The organism is Rhodococcus sp. BUPNP1, from assembly GCF_002215235.1.
Lineage (GTDB): Bacteria > Actinomycetota > Actinomycetes > Mycobacteriales > Mycobacteriaceae > Rhodococcus.
The window spans coordinates 34,038-49,725 of record NZ_NERM01000015.1 but is presented as its reverse complement, the minus strand read 5'-3'; the positions used below and the strand labels follow the sequence as shown (position 1 = coordinate 49,725).

The following is a 15,688-nucleotide window of genomic DNA, read 5'->3' as shown; positions in this document are numbered from 1 at the left end:
GCCCCTCGCGGGGATGAGCCCTGCCCACCTTCAGGAGTCACAATGGGATTCAAGACGGCAGACATGCCACCGGTCGACCCGGCCACCTACGACGACATGCCCTTCATGGAGCGCATGCGGGTGCTGGCGACCCACTGGGCCGAATACGGTTTCGGCAGCCCCAAACAGATGCACATGCTCTACGTGTACAAGCTGATCTTCTACGTTCTCGGTGGGGTGGCGGTCGTCGGACTCACCACTCCCGGACTGGGTTTCGCCGACCTCGCCGGCTGGTGGGGCGAGCCCATCGTCTACCAGAAGCTGATGGTGTGGACCATTCTGTTCGAGATCACCGGTTATGCGTCGTCCTCCGGACCGCTGGCGTTCAAGTTCAAGCCGTTCACCGGTGGCTGGCGTTACTGGACCCGCCGCGGCACCCTGCGGCTCCCACCCTGGCCGAAGGTGGTGCCGTTCACCCGCGGTGACCATCGCACCGTCGTCGACGTCGCGATCTACTTCGCGCTCCTGGCCACTCTGCTGTTCCTGCTGCTCGGACCGGGCGTGACAACCGCTGCCCTCCCGGGAAGCGAGGTCGGGTTGCTCCCGCAGTGGGCGCTGCTGACCTACGTCGGCCTCATCGTCGTCATGGGCCTGCGCGACCGCGTGGTCTTCCTGGCCGCACGCTCGGAACAGTACGTCGCCGTCATGTTCTTCTTCGGCATCTTCAGCAACCACGTCGACATGATCCTGGCCGCCAAGATCGCGCTGGTCACTGTGTGGTTCGGCGCAGGTGTCTCCAAGTTCGGTCACCACTTCACCAACGTGATCCCGCCGATGCTCAGCAACACCCCGTGGATCACCTCGAAGCGGTTCAAGCGCTCGCTCTACCGCAACTTCCCGCAGGACCTGCGTCCGTCGAAGGTCAGCTGGTTCCTCGCCCACGTCTGCGGCACCGTCGTCGAACTCGTCGTCCCGCTGGTGCTGCTGTTCTCGACGAACACGACGATCACCTGGCTCGCCATCATCGGCATGGTCATGTTCCACATCTTCATCACCTCGACCTTCCCGCTGGCGGTCCCGCTCGAGTGGAACGTCTTCTACATGTTCGCCGCCGTCTGGCTCTTCGGTGGATTCCCCGCCGGCGCCGGCTACGGGGTGGGCGACGTGAGCTCCGTCTGGATCCTCGCGCCGATCCTCGTCGCCTTCCTGCTGTTCCCGATCCTTGGGAACCTGCGTCCCGACCTCGTCTCCTTCCTGCCGTCGATGCGTCAGTACGCCGGCAACTGGGCGTCGGCCCTGTGGGCCTTCCGCGGCGACGAAGCGGAGAACAAGCTCAACGAGAACCTCACCAAGTTCAACGACAATCAGATCGACCAGCTGAGCGGGGCGTTCGGCAAGGAGGTCGCCGAGATCTTCATGCAGAAGGCGGTCGCATGGCGCACCATGCACAGCCAGGGTCGCGGGCTGATGTCGCTGATGATGCGGCATCTCGACAAGCTCGAGAACTACCGCATCCGCGAAGGCGAGTTCACCTGCACCACCCTGGTGGGCTGGCAGTTCGGCGACGGCCATCTGCACAACGAGCAGACCATCAGCGCGGTGCAGGAGCGGTGCCGGTTCGAACCGGGAGAATGCGTCATCGTGTGGATCGAATCCCAGCCGATCCATCGGAAGACGCTGGCATACAAGGTGATCGACGCGGCGCTCGGTGTCGTCGAGCGCGGTCACTATCACATCGAGGACGCGGTGTCGGCGCAGCCGTGGCTGCCCGACGGCCCGATCCCGCACACCGTCACCTGGCGGATGGCCGGTTACGAACCGGCCGGGACGGCCTACCTCCACCCGCAGGTCCGGCCCGATCGTGTCAAGGTTGGAGCATGACCGACGCGGTGATAGTCGGCAGCGGGCCCAACGGGCTCGCCGCCGCCGTCGTCCTCTCCTCCGAGGGCGTACGGGTGCGAGTGCTCGAGGCAGCCGAGACGATCGGTGGCGGCACGCGCAGCAGCGAACTGACCCTGCCGGGTCTGCTCCACGACGAATGCAGCGGCTTCCACCCGCTGGCCGTGGACACACCCTTCAGCCGGGAGTACGACCTCGCGGAACACGGGCTGACCTGGTCGTGGCCCGAGGTGCAGTACACCCACCCGCTCGACGGCGGACGTGGTGGCGCGGCCTACCGATCCGTGGACGACACCGCCACGGAACTCGGGACCGACGGGGCCAGGTGGCGCCGGATCTTCGGCGCACTGACCGAACGATTCGGCGGCATCACCGAGGACTTCCTGCGCCCGATGCTGCACGTACCCGTCCATCCGGTGCTGCTCGCCGGATTCGGAATGTTCGCCGCGATGCCCGCCGACGTGCTCGCACGCGCCTGGTCCACACCCGAGGCGCGCGCCCTGTTCGGTGGGGTGGCGGCCCACGCCCTGCGGCCCTTCGGCTCGCCGATGTCCTCGGCCATCGGCATCGCGCTGGGCACGGCCGCGCACGCCTACGGGTGGCCGGTCGCGCAGGGCGGATCGCGCGCGATCGCCACAGCGATGGCGTCACTGATCGAGAAGAACGGCGGCACCGTCGAAACCGGGGTACGCGTGGAGTCCCTCGACGAACTCGGCAACCCCGACCTGGTGCTCCTCGACACCTCACCCGCCGACGCCGTGCGGATCGTCGGCGACAGGCTGCCCCGCCGCACCGCCCGTGCCTACCGTCGGTACAAGCACGGTCCGGGGGCGTTCAAGGTCGAGTACGCCGTCGAGGGCACCGTGCCCTGGCAGCACGAACCGTCCCGCCGCGCCGGCACCGTCCACGTCTGCGGTTCGTACGCCGAGACGGCGGCAGCCGAACGCCAGGTGAACCGGGGGATCATGCCCGATCGCCCCTACGTCCTGGTCGGCCAGCAGTTCCTCGCCGACCCGTCGCGCTCCGCCGGGAACCTGAACCCGCTCTACGCCTACGCGCACGTCCCGCACGGGTACACCGGCGACGCGACCGAGCCGATCACCACCCAGATCGAGCGGTTCGCCCCGGGCTTCCGCGACACGATCCGTGCCGTGCACGTGCGGACGACGACCGAGATGTCCGTCCACAACGCGAACTACGTGGGCGGCGACATCGTCACCGGAGCCAACAGTGCGGTGCAGCTCGTGCTCCGGCCCCGCCCGGCGCTGGACCCGTACGCGACCGGCGTTCCCGGCGTGTACCTGTGCTCGGCGGCGACCCCGCCGGGTGCCGGGGCGCACGGCATGTGCGGGTATCACGCCGCCCGGTCGGCGTTGGCGTACCTGCAGACCTGAGGTGATTTTCCGGGGTGAATGTGCGGTGAAGGGCCTGCGTGGCGCGCGAAACTTCGCATACGGAAATAACATTCTCCCGATATGCACTTCCCCCGGTGCTGAAGGAGCCCCCGTGACCGCAACCACCCCCGACCCTGCCCGGAACGCGCCGCGTGAAGACGACGGTTACTTCGGCCCCGGTTCCGTCTCGTGGAAGGTGTACGCCGATCCGTCCTCTCGCGTCGCCGGCATGGCGGGTCTGCTGCTGCAGGCACTCAACCCCGGGATGATGCGGCTGTTCGAGCACGCGTCGGCCGCGTACGTCGATCCGAAGGGGCGGGACGAGCGTACCGGCCGCTATCTCGACACTGTCATGTTCGGCGACAAGGCCCACGCCGACGCCGCCGCAGCCTCGGTGCGCCGCATGCACGCGCACGCCGTCTGGGACGACCCGCACACCGGCACCACGCTGCGTGCCGACGAGCCCGCATGGATCGACTGGACCCACAACGCCCTCGCGTTCGCGCTGCTGCGCGGTGCGGAAGCCTTCGGTCTCGACCTGACCCCGGCCGAGCAGGACAAGTTCGTCGTCGAACAGCACATCGCCGCAGAACTCGTCGGCGCGGACCCGGCCCGCCTGCCCGCTACCCGGGCCGACCTCGAGGCGTACGTCGACGAGCAGCGCCACTGGTTGTCGCTATCGCTCGCGGCCGCCGAGGTGACGCACGCGCTCCGCAAGCCGAACCTGTGGGGCAATCCGGTGAAGGTGTTCACCTTCGTCGTCGTGCAGGACGGCATGCTGTCGCTGCTGCCGGAGTGGGCGCGCCTGATGTACGGAATCGAGGGGCGCCCGATGAACCTGCGCGCCGCGGCACGCACCACCAAGCGGCTCATCGGCATCGCTCGTAAGAACGAGTCGTACGACAAGATGGTCGCCGAGATCACCACGCGCATCGACGAGACTCCCTACCGCAAGGTGCGTGCGCGCAAGGCCTGACCCTGTCTCAGAAGGAGGGATTCGGCCGGACGAACCGTTCGTCGATGTCGGCGATCGATCGGACGCCGGTCAACGCCATGGTGAGGTCGAACTCGGCGATCACGTTGCGGATCACCTCCTCGACACCCTGTCGACCTGCGATCGCCAATCCGTACATGTAGGGCCGGCCGAGCAGCACGGCGTCCGCGCCGAGCGCGAGCGCGACGAAGACGTCGGCACCGCTTCGGATCCCGCTGTCCAGCAGCACGGTCGGTTCCCGGCCGATCGCGGCACGGATGTCGAGCAGGGCATCGAGCGAGGCGATCGATCCGTCGACCTGGCGTCCACCGTGATTCGACACGACGAGGACGTCGACTCCGAGGTCCACGGCGCGACGCGCATCGTCGGGATGCAGAATTCCCTTGAGCACGATGGGAAGTCGCGTCCGATCTCGCAACGTCGCCAGATGCTCCCAGCTCAGTCCCGGATTGGAATAGATGTCGAGGAAGGTCTCCGCGGCGGCGCGCGGCACGGGGGAGCGGAGGTTGTCGAGGAATCGACCCGGATGGTTGCGGGTCATCGACAGCAGCGTGCGGATCGCGCCGACTGTGACATCGGGTCGCTCCGTCACCATCTCGCGGGCGGCGTCGATCCGCTGCCGCACGATGTCGAGGAAGCGGGGATCCGAGGTGTACTGTGCGATGCCCTCGCCACGTGCGAACGGCAGCGACCCGAGATTCAGGTCCTGCGGACGCCATCCCAGCATCGTCGTGTCGAGGGTGACGACGACGGCTTCGGCGCCGGCTGCTTCGGCCCGTCGCAGCAGGCTGTCGACGAGATCCTCGTCGGAACTCCAGTACAGTTGGAACCAGCGGGACGCAGAGCCCATCGCGCCGGCACAGTCCTCCATGGAATTGCAGCCCTGGTTGGAGAAGATGTACGGCACGCCGGTCGCGGCGGCCGCCCGCGCGATCGCCAGGTCGCTGTCGGCGGCCATCAACGCTCCCGCCCCGATCGGGGCCAGCAGCAGCGGCGAGGAGAGCGACGTGCCCGCCACGGTCGTACGCAGGTCGCGTTCGGTGACACCGTGGGCCATGCGCGGGACGATCGCCCATCGGTCGAACGCGCGCCGATTGTTGCGCATCGTGCGTCCCTCACCGGCACCGCCCGCGACGTACGCCCAGGCCCGCTTCGAACTCGCACGCCGCGCGGCGCGTTCGAGGTCGCCGAAGGACGTCGGAACGGCCGGACGCCGGCCCAACGCTCCGTTGCGGTACACGACCCCCTGACGTTCCCGGCCGGGACCGGCGGGTGCGGATGCGGCAGTTTCGGTCACGAGTGAGTTCCCCTCTCGAACGGTGGCGCTTGTCGATCCTTCCTCACGAACCCGGTCGAGTGAACCGGTTACCGGTGTCGAATTCGGAATCGGTGCGGTGGATCCGGCGGCGGGCGTACCGTCGGATCCATGACCGAGGACGGCCAGGTTGCACCGTGGGACGACATCTACCGGGGCGTCGCCGAAGGGTTTTCGGGCCCCGTACCGTGGAACATCGGCGAACCCCAGCCCGAGATCGCCCGATTGATCGACGAGGGCGGATTCCGCAGCGACGTGCTCGACGCGGGCTGCGGACATGCCGAGACCTCCCTCCATCTCGCGGCACAGGGGTACACGGTGGTCGGTCTCGACCTGTCGCCGACCGCCATCGAAGCCGCTCGGGCCGCGGCGGCGGAGCGGGGCCTGACTACCGCGACCTTCCAGGTCGCCGATATCACGTCGTTCACGGGGTTCGACGGCCGGTTCGCGACGATCGTCGACAGCACCCTGTTCCATTCGCTGCCCGTGGACCGGCGCCGCGCCTACCTGAGCGCCGTCACCCGTGCCGCTGCTCCGAGCGCGTCCTTCTTCGTCCTCGCCTTCTCGAAGGACGCCTTTCCGGAAGAGGGTCAGGGACCGAATCCGGTGACGGACGACGAGTTGCGCGACGCGGTCGCCGAGTTCTGGACCGTCGACGACGTGCGGCCGGCATTCATCCACGCGTTTCTCGGCGACGAGGATGCTGCCGCGTGGCAGCGGGACGACAAGGGCCGCTCGATGCTCCCGGCCTGGTTGCTGTCGGCCCACCGCGGTTGAGGGTGCACGCGGAAATTCGATTGCATTGCCGGGGTGCGAAGTTCACCATCGGATCTGTCGGAGCGGACCACCCGCGCCTCGTCATGATCCAGGAGTCACCGTGCACCCCGATGTCTCACCCGGAACCGATCCGCTGGTCGAGTACGGCTGGTCCGAACAGATCGCGGAACGGTTCGCGGACAACGACATCCAGGGAACTCCCGGCCGGATCGTGCGGGTCGGTCGCGGTCACGGTGACGCCGTGACCTCCGCCGGTCCGCTGCGGGTGCGGACGGCAGGCCACCATGTCTGTACCGGCGACTGGGTGATCGTGCGCGAACCGCCCACCGAAGGCGACACGATCGGCACCGTCTGTGCGGTGCTGCGGCGTACCGGCGCGATCCGTCGTGCTGACGCATCGGGACGTTCGGAAGAGCAGGTTCTCGCCGCCAACGTCGACACCGTCGTGGTCACGGTCGCGGCCGACACCCTCGATCTCGGTCGCATGGAACGTCTGCTGGCGCTGGCCTGGGACAGCGGCGCGCAACCGGTGGTCGCCCTGACGAAGGTCGACCTCGCGACCGAAGCGGTATTCGAGCAGGTCGCCGTGCTCGCACCCGGAGCGAGCGTGGTCGAGGTCTGCGCACCGGACCGATCCGGATTGAGCGAACTGCGCACGCTGCTCCACGGCACCGTCGTGTTCGTCGGAGCGTCCGGCGCCGGGAAGTCGACACTGGTCAACGCGCTGTGCGGTCGCGACATCCAGGCGACGGCACCGGTTCGGCAGGCGGACGGCAAGGGCCGGCACACCACGACCGATCGGGAGATGGTCCCTCTGGGTGGGGGCGTGACCCTCATCGACACTCCGGGGTTACGGGGCGTCGGGATGTGGGACGCCGGTGCCGGCATCGCTTCCGCCTTTCCCGAGATCGACGAGCTTGCGCGGTACTGCCGCTTCGCGGACTGTGCGCACGAGACCGAACCGGGATGCGCGGTTCGTGCCGCCGTCGACCGCGGGGACCTCGATGCCCGGCGAGTGGAGAGTCATCGCAAACTGCGGCGTGAGAACGAATGGATCGCGGCGCGGTCCGATGCCCGATTGCGGCACGAGCGGACCCGGGAGATCAAGGTGATGAGCCGCGCGATCCGGGCGTACTACCGCGACCGCTGAGGATTTTCGGCGCGGCATACAGGGCGGTCGGTACTCCTCCGCGTAGTTCGCGCGATGAACCGGGCCTCGCTACTGCAACACGCCGCGTCGACCCCGTTTCGGCGCGCTGATCATAGAAGGCCCCGATCGAATGGTCGGGGCCTTCGACCTGCGCGAACATACCGGTCGGTACTTCCTGCTCGGGTCCGTCGCATTGTGAACGCGGACGGTCTTGGTGGGCGTGCAGCTGCGCGTTATCGAGGTGTGTCGTCGGACACGAAATGATTACGACCCAGCTCGGGGGTGTACTTCTCCTGGGTCGAACCGAACCGGTCTGTTCTCGAGGGGGCGACCCATCGCGGCCTCGATTCGATCATCTGTGGGACAAACCTTCGGCGCGTGCCGTCGTGTCATCGAAGGTGTTGCTGCACAACTAATTCGGTGAGATCGCAGCGATCCTCGGTGGACGAGGGACGGGATCGGCCGGGTGCCGTGGCGGCGGGTTCTCGCTGGGCCGGCCGAATGCGAGCGCCGCAATGATCGACTTTCGGGTATGGCGCGCATCACTTTCTCTGGTTCAGATGGCGTCGGCCACGATCGCTTGAAAACCTCTCGACCTGCGACGTTACCTGGTTGTGACCTGATGGTCGCGTGTTGGCCCTCCGTGCGGTGGTAACGATCCCGCCGGTGATGCCCGCGGCCCCGTTCGAAGGCCGAACCAGCTTCGGCGAATCTTGGAGCACGACCCTTGTCCGTTTCATCATTACGCCGTTTCCGTGCCGCGGTCGCCGCGGCGGCCGTCCTCACCGCCGCGCTCGGCGTCGGTACCTCCGCCGCCCACGCCGACACCGCACCCACCGCCCCCACCCAGACCCGTTTCCAGGAGCCCCGCGACCTGCTCCGGGCGCTCGACTTCGACGCCCTGGCCGCCGACGGCTGGACCGTGACGGACGAGGAGGAGGAGACCGACTCCGCAGAGGCGACCGAGGTGGTCGAACTCGTCGCCGAGACGACTCCCGCGCCGCCCGCCGTCACACCCGAGGAACTGACCCGCATCGTGCCGGGCATCCCGGCGGAGAAGGTCGAACAGTTCATCGCGCCGCTGAACGAGGCGATGGCGCGCAGCGGCATCGACAATCCGGTCCGTCAAGCGGCGTTCATCGCCCAGCTGGCCGTCGAATCGGACTCCTTCCGCACCTTCGAGGAGTACGCGTCCGGTCGCGCCTACGAGGGTCGTGCCGATCTCGGCAACACCCATCCCGGCGACGGTGAGCGCTACAAGGGTCGCGGCGCGATCCAGATCACGGGTCGCCACAACTACGAGAAGGTCAGCGAGCACATCGGCGTCGACTTCGTCGCGCACCCCGAGCTGCTCGCTGCGCCGGAGAATGCCTTCACCACCGCTGCCTGGTACTGGACGTCGCGCAACCTCAACGAGGTCGCGGACACCGCGGGGATCGTCCGGGTGTCCGAGCTCGTCAACGGCGGTCACCACGCTCTCGGTCGCCGCATCGACGACTTCAAGCGTGGCCTGGACGTGCTGCTCCAGCCGTAGGCGCGACACGTTCGCACCGGGCCGATGAGTTCGGGGCCCGCCGACGGTCTATCGGAGCATGAGAAAACTGATCTACGACTTCGGCGTGTCCCTCGACGGTTACATCAACGACCGCGACGGCAACATCGACTGGACCGACCCCGACGACGAACTGCACCAGTTCCACAACGACCGGTTCCGTCAGCTCGAGCTCTCGCTGCACGGCCGGCGGATGTACGAGCTGATGGCCGAGTACTGGCCGCACCTGCCCGAGGACGCCTCGCCCATCGAACGCGACTTCGCCGAGTTGTGGACGACCACGCCCAAGGTCGTCTTCTCCCGCACCCTCACCGAGGTCCACTGGAACAGTCGCCTCGTCAGCGACGACGCGGTGGAGGAGGTGCGCAGGCTCAAGACCGAGGGCGACGGCGTCATGGAGGTCGGTGGGGCAAATCTCGCCGCGTCGCTGATCCCGCACGGTCTCATCGACGAGTACCAGGTGTTCGTCTCACCCGTCCTGCTCGGTGGAGGCACACCGATGTTCCCGCCCCTGGAGAAGCGCGTCGATCTGCGCCTGGTCGAGACACGACAGTTCACGACCGCCGTGATGCTGCGCTACCTCGCCGACTGAGGACCGCCGGCCGGATCAGAAGAGCTCGGGCGTCACCGGCGGGACGTCGTCGAGGAACGCCGTCACCATCGGCGCCAGCACGTTGGCCTCTCCGGAGATGCCGAGGTGTGACATCGCCGGGAGGATCACCAGGCGTGCCCGAGGAACCTTCTGCAGCATCCCCGTCGCCGCTGCTTCCTCGTCGCCGCCACCGAGCAAGCGGAACATCGTCACCGCGTGTTCCGGTTTCACGCCGTCCGCGTCGCCGACGATCACCATCGTGTTCGCAATGATCGACCGCATCTGTTCGTCCGTGATCTGCTGGTCCTCGATGTTGAGGACCTTCATCTTGTCGACGTAGACGGCGAACGCCGCGGGATCGGGCGTGTGCTCCATGAACGACTTCTCGACGGAGGAACCGGCGAACACCTCGGCATCGAGATGTCCGACGCCCTCGAGCACCGACGCGTACCAACCGTCCTGTCGGTAGGTGGCCGACAACGTGACGAGCTTTCCGACGAGGTCCGGATGCCGGAGCGCCACCTGCAACGCCACCCCGCCGCCCTGCGAATAACCCATCACGTCCGCACGCTCGACGTTCAGAGCCCGCAGCAACTCCGCCGCATCGTCGCCGAACTGCTCGTACGACATCGGACGATCGGTGTCCGGGGTGCGACCGTGCCCCTGCTGATCGAAGAGGATCACCGGGCGCCGTTCGGCGAAGGCGGTCACCCAGGACGGCATCGACTCGGTGCTCATGAACGCGCCGGGAATCAGCAGCAAGGGCAGCGGAGCGGACCCGCCGAGTTCGCCGTGCACCTCGAAGTACAGACTCAGGCCGTTGATGGGCAGATGTCCGCTGCGCGAGGGTGTCGAGTCCGCCATGTCACCCGGCCCTCACTGCGCGCCGGTGCCGGGACCGTAGAGCCGCGCCACGTCGGGGGAGTCGAGCCACCCCGAATAGGTCGGCGACTGCGGCCAGCCCTCGGGCGAGTCCTGCCATTCCTCCTGACGGCCCCACGGAAGAAGGTCGATCAGCGCGAAGGTGTAGCTGAGCTGTTCGGTGCCCCGGCCCGTGGTGTGCCAGGTGCGGTAGACCTTGTCGCCGTCGCGCAGGAACACGTTGACCGCGAACCCTCCACCGGGAGGTGCGTCGACGTCGGCGCCGAACGAACTCTCCGACGACGAGTACCACTCCATCGTGTTGCCCACCTTCGCCTTGTAGGCGAGGGCTTCGTCGATCGGCCCGTTGGTGACGATGACCATGCGGGCGTCGTAGTTGTCGAGGATGCCGAGCCGGGTCCACTGCGTCGTGAGACTCGTGCATCCGCCGCACTGCCATTCGGCACCGTCGGACCACATGTGGTGATAGGTGATGAGCTGCGAGCGGCCCTGGAACACATCGACGAGCCGGATCGGGCCGTCGGCGCCGATCAGCGTGTAGTCGGGCAGTTCGATCATCGGCAGCCGGCGGCGCTGCGCTGCGATGGCGTCGAGTTCGCGAGTGGCGGCCTTCTCCCGTCGCCGTAGGTCGTCGAGCGCCGACCGCCATGTCTGCTCGTCGACGATCGGAGGAAGGGCGCGGGTGGTCTGCTGGGTCATGACGTCTCCCGGAGTCGGACGGATCCGTTCACGAATGTTGACCGGGGCAGGAGCCGGAAATCATCGTGGACGCGGCCACGAGTCCGAACGCCGGAGTGGAGCACGGCCCCGTACCGACCGGTATGTAGTGTCGTCGCGTGTCTCCTGATCCGTCTGTGGCCGACCTGATCGACGGCGCGTGCAAGGTGCTGCGCGCCTACAAGCACGACGAGGTCGCCGACCGCGCCGAACGCAAACTCGCCGACACCGGCCGGCCGACGTCGATCGTGGTGGTGGGGGAGATCAAGCGCGGCAAGAGTCTGCTGGTCAGCGCTCTCATCGGCCGCGACGGCGCCGCTCTCGACGACGTCGAGCACTCGACCGCCGTCGCAACCCGTTTCGTCACCGCCACCGACGATTTCCCGGAGGGCACCGCCGAATTGGTGTTCCCCGACGGGCGCCGGCGCATCGACCGCGCCGAGCTGGGGGAGTGGATCACCACCGGCGGCCGCTACGTCCAGGACCCGACCGTCGAGGCGCTGCCGGTCGCGGCGGTCGTGCCGATCGCGTCCGAGAAGCTCACGAACGCGTCGGTCGTCGACACTCCCGGCATCGGCGGCCTCGACCCCCGGCACGCGGCGATGGCCGCTCACTCCGCCGATCGGGCCGCCGTGCTCGTGCTGGTATGCGATGCGTCGACCCCGCTGACCGAACCGGAGATGCGGTTCCTGCGCGAGAGCGCTGCCGGAGTGGAGAACGTGCTGGTCGTGGTCACCAAGACCGACAAGAACCTCACCCGCTGGGAACAGATCGTCGCGGAGAACCGCCGCGCCGTCGCGGAACACGTCGGCCGCGACATCCCCGTCGTCGCCGTCTCGAGCGTGCGAGCCCTGGCCGCGACTGCGCTACCGCCCTCCCCGGTGCGCGAGCGCAGCCTCGCCTGCTCCGGTCTCCCCGGACTGTGGGGGATGCTCGACGAGCGGGTCGCCGCCGCACGGCACCGCCCCGAAGCCGATGCGCTGCGCGTCGCCCTCGACGGGTTGCGCCGCATCGAAACCGGAATCAGCGACGAACTCTCCGTGGTGCGCGACGGCGAATCCGCGATCCCGGACCTGACCGCCGAGATGGAACGGCTGAAGGGGCTCAAGGACGAGGCGCAGCAGTGGGAACAGCACCTGCAGCGCGACCTCACCCTCGCGCGGCAACGGGCGATCACCCGCCTCGACGAGGAGTTCGCCCGCGTGCGCGAGGACTGGACGACACGCATCAACAAGTCGTCGATGCAGGTGCTGCGGCGCTCCCCGCAGGTGTTCACCGCCCAGATCCAGGCCGACCTGCTCGACGCGATGGCCACCACCGCGCAGGTCTTCCTCGACGACCTCGAGAAGATCGTCACCGACCTCTTCGACGACCCGCAGCAGTGGGAGCACATCCGCGAGATCACCCTCGAGGCGCTGCAGACCGATCCATTGGTGACCGGGGAGGTGGGCTCGAAACGCCAAGGGCTGCTGGATCCGAGCGTGCTGACGATGGGCATGATCGGCACCACCATGCTCGGCGCGGTGATCGGGGCCGGTGCCATCGCCGGCGTCGCCTGGGTGGCGATCAATCTCGGGTTCAAGGCGATGCGCACCGGCAAGACGAACCTGCTGACCTGGCTGCGCGAGACCCTCGCGACCGTGCGGACCGTCACGACCCGCATGCTCGAGGCCGCGATGGCCACCACCCGCCCGGAGATCGTGCTGCGTCGCCGCAAACACCTGCAGGACCGGATCACCGAGTTGCAGAAGCGTATCGACGAGGCCAAGCGCGCCGCGCAGGCGGACGCCGCGACCCGCACCGCGAACATCGAACGACTGGAGAAGAACCTGCGCATCACTCGCGCCCGCATCACCCCGATCGATACGGCTCTGAGGGGAGGTGCCGCATGAGCGCCCCGCACATCCCACCGCAGACCGGGGCACCCGATCCGGTGCACCAGCGCATCGACGCCGCCCTGCACCAACTCGCCGCGCTCGGCGGTGATCTCGTCGCCCACGCCAACCGTATCGGCGCGATCCTGTGGTCACCGCCGCGCATCGTCGTCGTCGGGCGGCTCAAGGCCGGCAAATCCACCCTGGTGAACGCGTTGATCGGGGCGCCGGTCGCCGAGACCGCGGCGCTCGAGGCCACCAATGTCGTCACCGTCTACGAGAACGGTGCGCCCTCCCGCGCCGACGTGGTGTCCACCGATGGCACCCGTCGACCCGTGCCGCTGGCACTCGGCACCACCGTCGACCTCGGCGTCCCGCCGGAGCAGGTCGCGTACGTGCACCGCTACCTGCCCTCCCATGCGCTGAGCACCATCACCCTCGTCGACACCCCCGGTCTGGCGACACTGACCGTCACCAACGCCGCCGCCACCGAGCGCGCCCTGATCGACGGATTCGAGCAGACCCGCTCGGCGTCCGTCGACGCCGACGCGGCGGTGTTCCTGTTCGACTCGATGCCGCGCACCGACGAGGTCGAATTCCTGCAGCGCCTCGGCTTCACTCCGCTGAACACACTCGGAGTGCTTTCGCGCGCAGACGGTTTCGGCCGCGGGGTGCTCGGCAACCGCGATCCGCTCGGACACGCCGCCGAACACGCGAACGTGCTCGCGCGGCGGTTGGCGGGACAGGTCGGCACGGTGGTGCCGGTCGCCGGGTTGCTGGCGCAGACCTCCCACACCGGTGCGTTCACCGACGCCGACGCCCACGCGCTCGTGGCGCTCGCCCCACTGGCCCCGCTGGAGTTGTTCGATCTGCTCGACGCGGATCCCGCCGCGCTGCCGGTGCCGCGCGATCAGGTGTGGCGACTGCTGGAGCTGATCGGGGAGTACGGGCTCGTGCACGCCCGCGCGCAGGCAACGGGTGGGGCGCACCAGGTCAACCTGTGGTTGTCCGGGGTGTCCGGCGTCCATCCGCTGCGAGCGGTGCTCGAACAGTCGTTGCGTCGCTTCGCGGTGCTGCACCGCGCCGGCCGGATCCTCGCCGAACTCGACGCCCTCGTCTATTCGCATCCGGCGCGCGACGCCATCCGGCAGATCGTCTCGGCGCTGCGCACGGACCCGGCGCTGGTGCCGGTGGAGTTGTTGCGGGCGTTGCGATCTCTGCTGCAGGCCGACCCGAGCGCGCCGGCGGTCGACGAACTGGTCCAGGTGCTGCGCGGCGGCACGATCGCCGAGGCGTTGGGGCTGGAGCCGACGGCGTCACCCGAGCAGATCCGAGCGATGGCGCAACAGAAGCTTGTCGCGGTGCAGGCCCAGAGCGTGTCGACGCGGTCTGCGGCGGAGGACACGGCGCTGACAGCGCTGACGCACGCCTATACGGTGATCGTCCGCGGACACTGACCCGGTCGGCGGGTTACGCGCCGAGATCGGGTTCGTCGACGTTGTCGGTGAAGCCGAACGAGGCTGCCTCGTCGTCGGATGAAGCCTCGTCGTTGTCGTCGTCGACAAGGCCGGGGTCGATTCCACCTGCGCTGTCGAGGTCGGCATCGGGGTCGAGGGCAGGATCGAGGTCGACAGAGTCGACGGTGACCGTCTCCGGAACGATCTCGTCGTCGTCCGGGACCAACGAGGTATCGACCGCGGCAGTGCCGGGGTCGGTGGCGATGTCGAGCGCGCGCTCCCAGACCTGATCGGGCAGTTCCGGTAGGTCGGCGAGCACATCGATACCGAGCAGCTCCCCCAGTGAGGGCAGCGGATCGGTCTCATCGCTTGTCATGGGCTCTTCCTTCTTCCCCCGTTGTCCGTCGTCGTCAGGTTGGAGTCGTGTGGGCCCCGGAATGTTCCTGCCACGTCCCAATCTACCGGTCAGGGATCGAGACCGGCGGGATCGAGGCGGGCGGGATCGAGCAGTTCGACGAGTTGTGCTCGTCCCCGGTTGATGCGGGTCTTGACCGTCGCGACCGGCACGTTCTGATGCTCGGCGATCTCGGCGTAACTCATCTGGGCGTATTCGCGGAGCACGACCGCGACGCGGAACTGTTCCGGGAGTCGAGCGAGGGCGTGACGCACCGCGTCGGTGTCGACGACGCGATCGGCCGGTCCCGGCACCGTGGAGGCCCGACCGAGGTCGATCTCGTCGTCGGGGATCTCGCGGCGCTTGCGCACGATCGCCAGCGCGGCGTTGCTCGCGATGCGGTAGAGCCAGGAACCGAAGCGGGAGGTGCCCCGGAACTTGTCGAGGTTCTGCCAGGCGGCGATCAGGGCGTCCTGCAGGGCGTCCTCGGCGTCGTGGCGGTTGCCGGTGATCTGCACACATACCGCCCACACCTGGGTGCGCGACGGTTCCACCAGTGCGGCGAACGCGGCCCGGTCGCCGGACCGGCACCGTTCGATCAACTCCGTCTCGTGCATGGCACCCCCATCTGTACGCGGAGTAACCTACCCGGCCGCGTCGCGCAGCGGTCCGGTGACCGCCATCGGTGTCGTGCACCGACGGTCACCGGACC

At 68.1% G+C, this 15,688-nt stretch carries 14 protein-coding genes; 9 read left to right on the top strand and 5 right to left on the bottom strand.

The window, feature by feature from the left end:
* The first annotated feature begins 42 nt into the window (after positions 1-42).
* The 3 genes from B9C99_RS16430 to B9C99_RS16420 all read left to right on the top strand — a co-directional run bounded on the left by B9C99_RS16430 (position 43) and on the right by B9C99_RS16420 (position 4,248).
* Entirely contained in the window at positions 43-1,860 is a 1,818-nt protein-coding gene (locus tag B9C99_RS16430; protein ID WP_088898596.1) for a DUF3556 domain-containing protein, read from the top strand.
* Positions 1,857-3,272, top strand: coding sequence for an NAD(P)/FAD-dependent oxidoreductase (locus B9C99_RS16425; protein ID WP_088898595.1), 1,416 nt, complete (start codon positions 1,857-1,859; stop codon positions 3,270-3,272). Before B9C99_RS16430 ends, B9C99_RS16425 begins: the two co-directional genes overlap by 4 nt.
* A 112-nt stretch (positions 3,273-3,384) precedes the next feature.
* Positions 3,385-4,248, top strand: coding sequence for an oxygenase MpaB family protein (locus B9C99_RS16420; RefSeq protein WP_088898594.1), 864 nt, complete (start codon positions 3,385-3,387; stop codon positions 4,246-4,248).
* Between the two features lie 7 nt (positions 4,249-4,255).
* On the opposite strand, the gene B9C99_RS16415 is transcribed toward B9C99_RS16420, so the two are convergent.
* A complete protein-coding gene (locus B9C99_RS16415) occupies positions 4,256-5,563 on the bottom strand; it encodes an alpha-hydroxy-acid oxidizing protein (protein ID WP_088898593.1) in 1,308 nt (435 codons plus the stop codon).
* A gap of 129 nt (positions 5,564-5,692) precedes the next feature.
* Between B9C99_RS16415 and B9C99_RS16410 the strand changes: the two genes are divergently transcribed.
* The 4 genes from B9C99_RS16410 (at position 5,693) to B9C99_RS16395 (ending at position 9,652) form a co-directional block, all read left to right on the top strand.
* A complete protein-coding gene (locus B9C99_RS16410) occupies positions 5,693-6,358 on the top strand; it encodes a class I SAM-dependent methyltransferase (RefSeq protein ID WP_088898592.1) in 666 nt (221 codons plus the stop codon).
* A gap of 100 nt (positions 6,359-6,458) precedes the next feature.
* A complete protein-coding gene (rsgA, locus tag B9C99_RS16405; RefSeq protein WP_253250099.1) occupies positions 6,459-7,508 on the top strand; it encodes a ribosome small subunit-dependent GTPase A in 1,050 nt (349 codons plus the stop codon).
* Between the two features lie 727 nt (positions 7,509-8,235).
* On the top strand, positions 8,236-9,042 hold the full coding sequence (locus B9C99_RS16400; protein ID WP_088898590.1) for a glycoside hydrolase family 19 protein: 807 nt from the start codon (positions 8,236-8,238) through the stop codon (positions 9,040-9,042).
* A 58-nt stretch (positions 9,043-9,100) separates the two neighbouring features.
* Positions 9,101-9,652, top strand: coding sequence for a dihydrofolate reductase family protein (locus tag B9C99_RS16395; protein WP_016692272.1), 552 nt, complete (start codon positions 9,101-9,103; stop codon positions 9,650-9,652).
* 15 nt (positions 9,653-9,667) lie between these two features.
* Here the strand turns inward: B9C99_RS16395 and B9C99_RS16390 are convergent, their stop codons facing one another.
* The gene (locus B9C99_RS16390; protein ID WP_088898589.1) at positions 9,668-10,516 is read right to left on the bottom strand and encodes an alpha/beta hydrolase; all 849 of its coding nucleotides are present in this window, start codon (positions 10,514-10,516) and stop codon (positions 9,668-9,670) included.
* Positions 10,517-10,528: 12 nt separating this feature from the next.
* Positions 10,529-11,233: a DUF899 family protein gene (locus B9C99_RS16385; RefSeq protein ID WP_024100918.1), complete on the bottom strand. Its 705-nt coding sequence runs from the start codon at positions 11,231-11,233 to the stop codon at positions 10,529-10,531.
* Between the two features lie 137 nt (positions 11,234-11,370).
* Here B9C99_RS16385 and B9C99_RS16380 point away from each other — a divergent pair, with 137 nt between their 5' ends.
* The gene (locus B9C99_RS16380; RefSeq protein ID WP_253250098.1) at positions 11,371-13,143 is read left to right on the top strand and encodes a dynamin family protein; all 1,773 of its coding nucleotides are present in this window, start codon (positions 11,371-11,373) and stop codon (positions 13,141-13,143) included.
* Positions 13,140-14,582 (top strand): GTPase, encoded by a 1,443-nt coding sequence (locus tag B9C99_RS16375; protein WP_088898587.1) that lies wholly within the window; start codon positions 13,140-13,142, stop codon positions 14,580-14,582. Before B9C99_RS16380 ends, B9C99_RS16375 begins: the two co-directional genes overlap by 4 nt.
* Positions 14,583-14,595: 13 nt before the next feature.
* Here B9C99_RS16375 and B9C99_RS16370 read toward each other — a convergent pair whose 3' ends face one another.
* Together B9C99_RS16370 and B9C99_RS16365 are read right to left on the bottom strand one after the other, a co-directional pair.
* Entirely contained in the window at positions 14,596-14,958 is a 363-nt protein-coding gene (locus tag B9C99_RS16370) for a hypothetical protein (protein ID WP_016692267.1), read from the bottom strand.
* Between the two features lie 89 nt (positions 14,959-15,047).
* Positions 15,048-15,593, bottom strand: a complete 546-nt coding sequence (locus B9C99_RS16365) for a sigma-70 family RNA polymerase sigma factor (RefSeq protein ID WP_016692266.1) — start codon at positions 15,591-15,593, stop codon at positions 15,048-15,050.
* Positions 15,594-15,688: the final 95 nt, after the last annotated feature.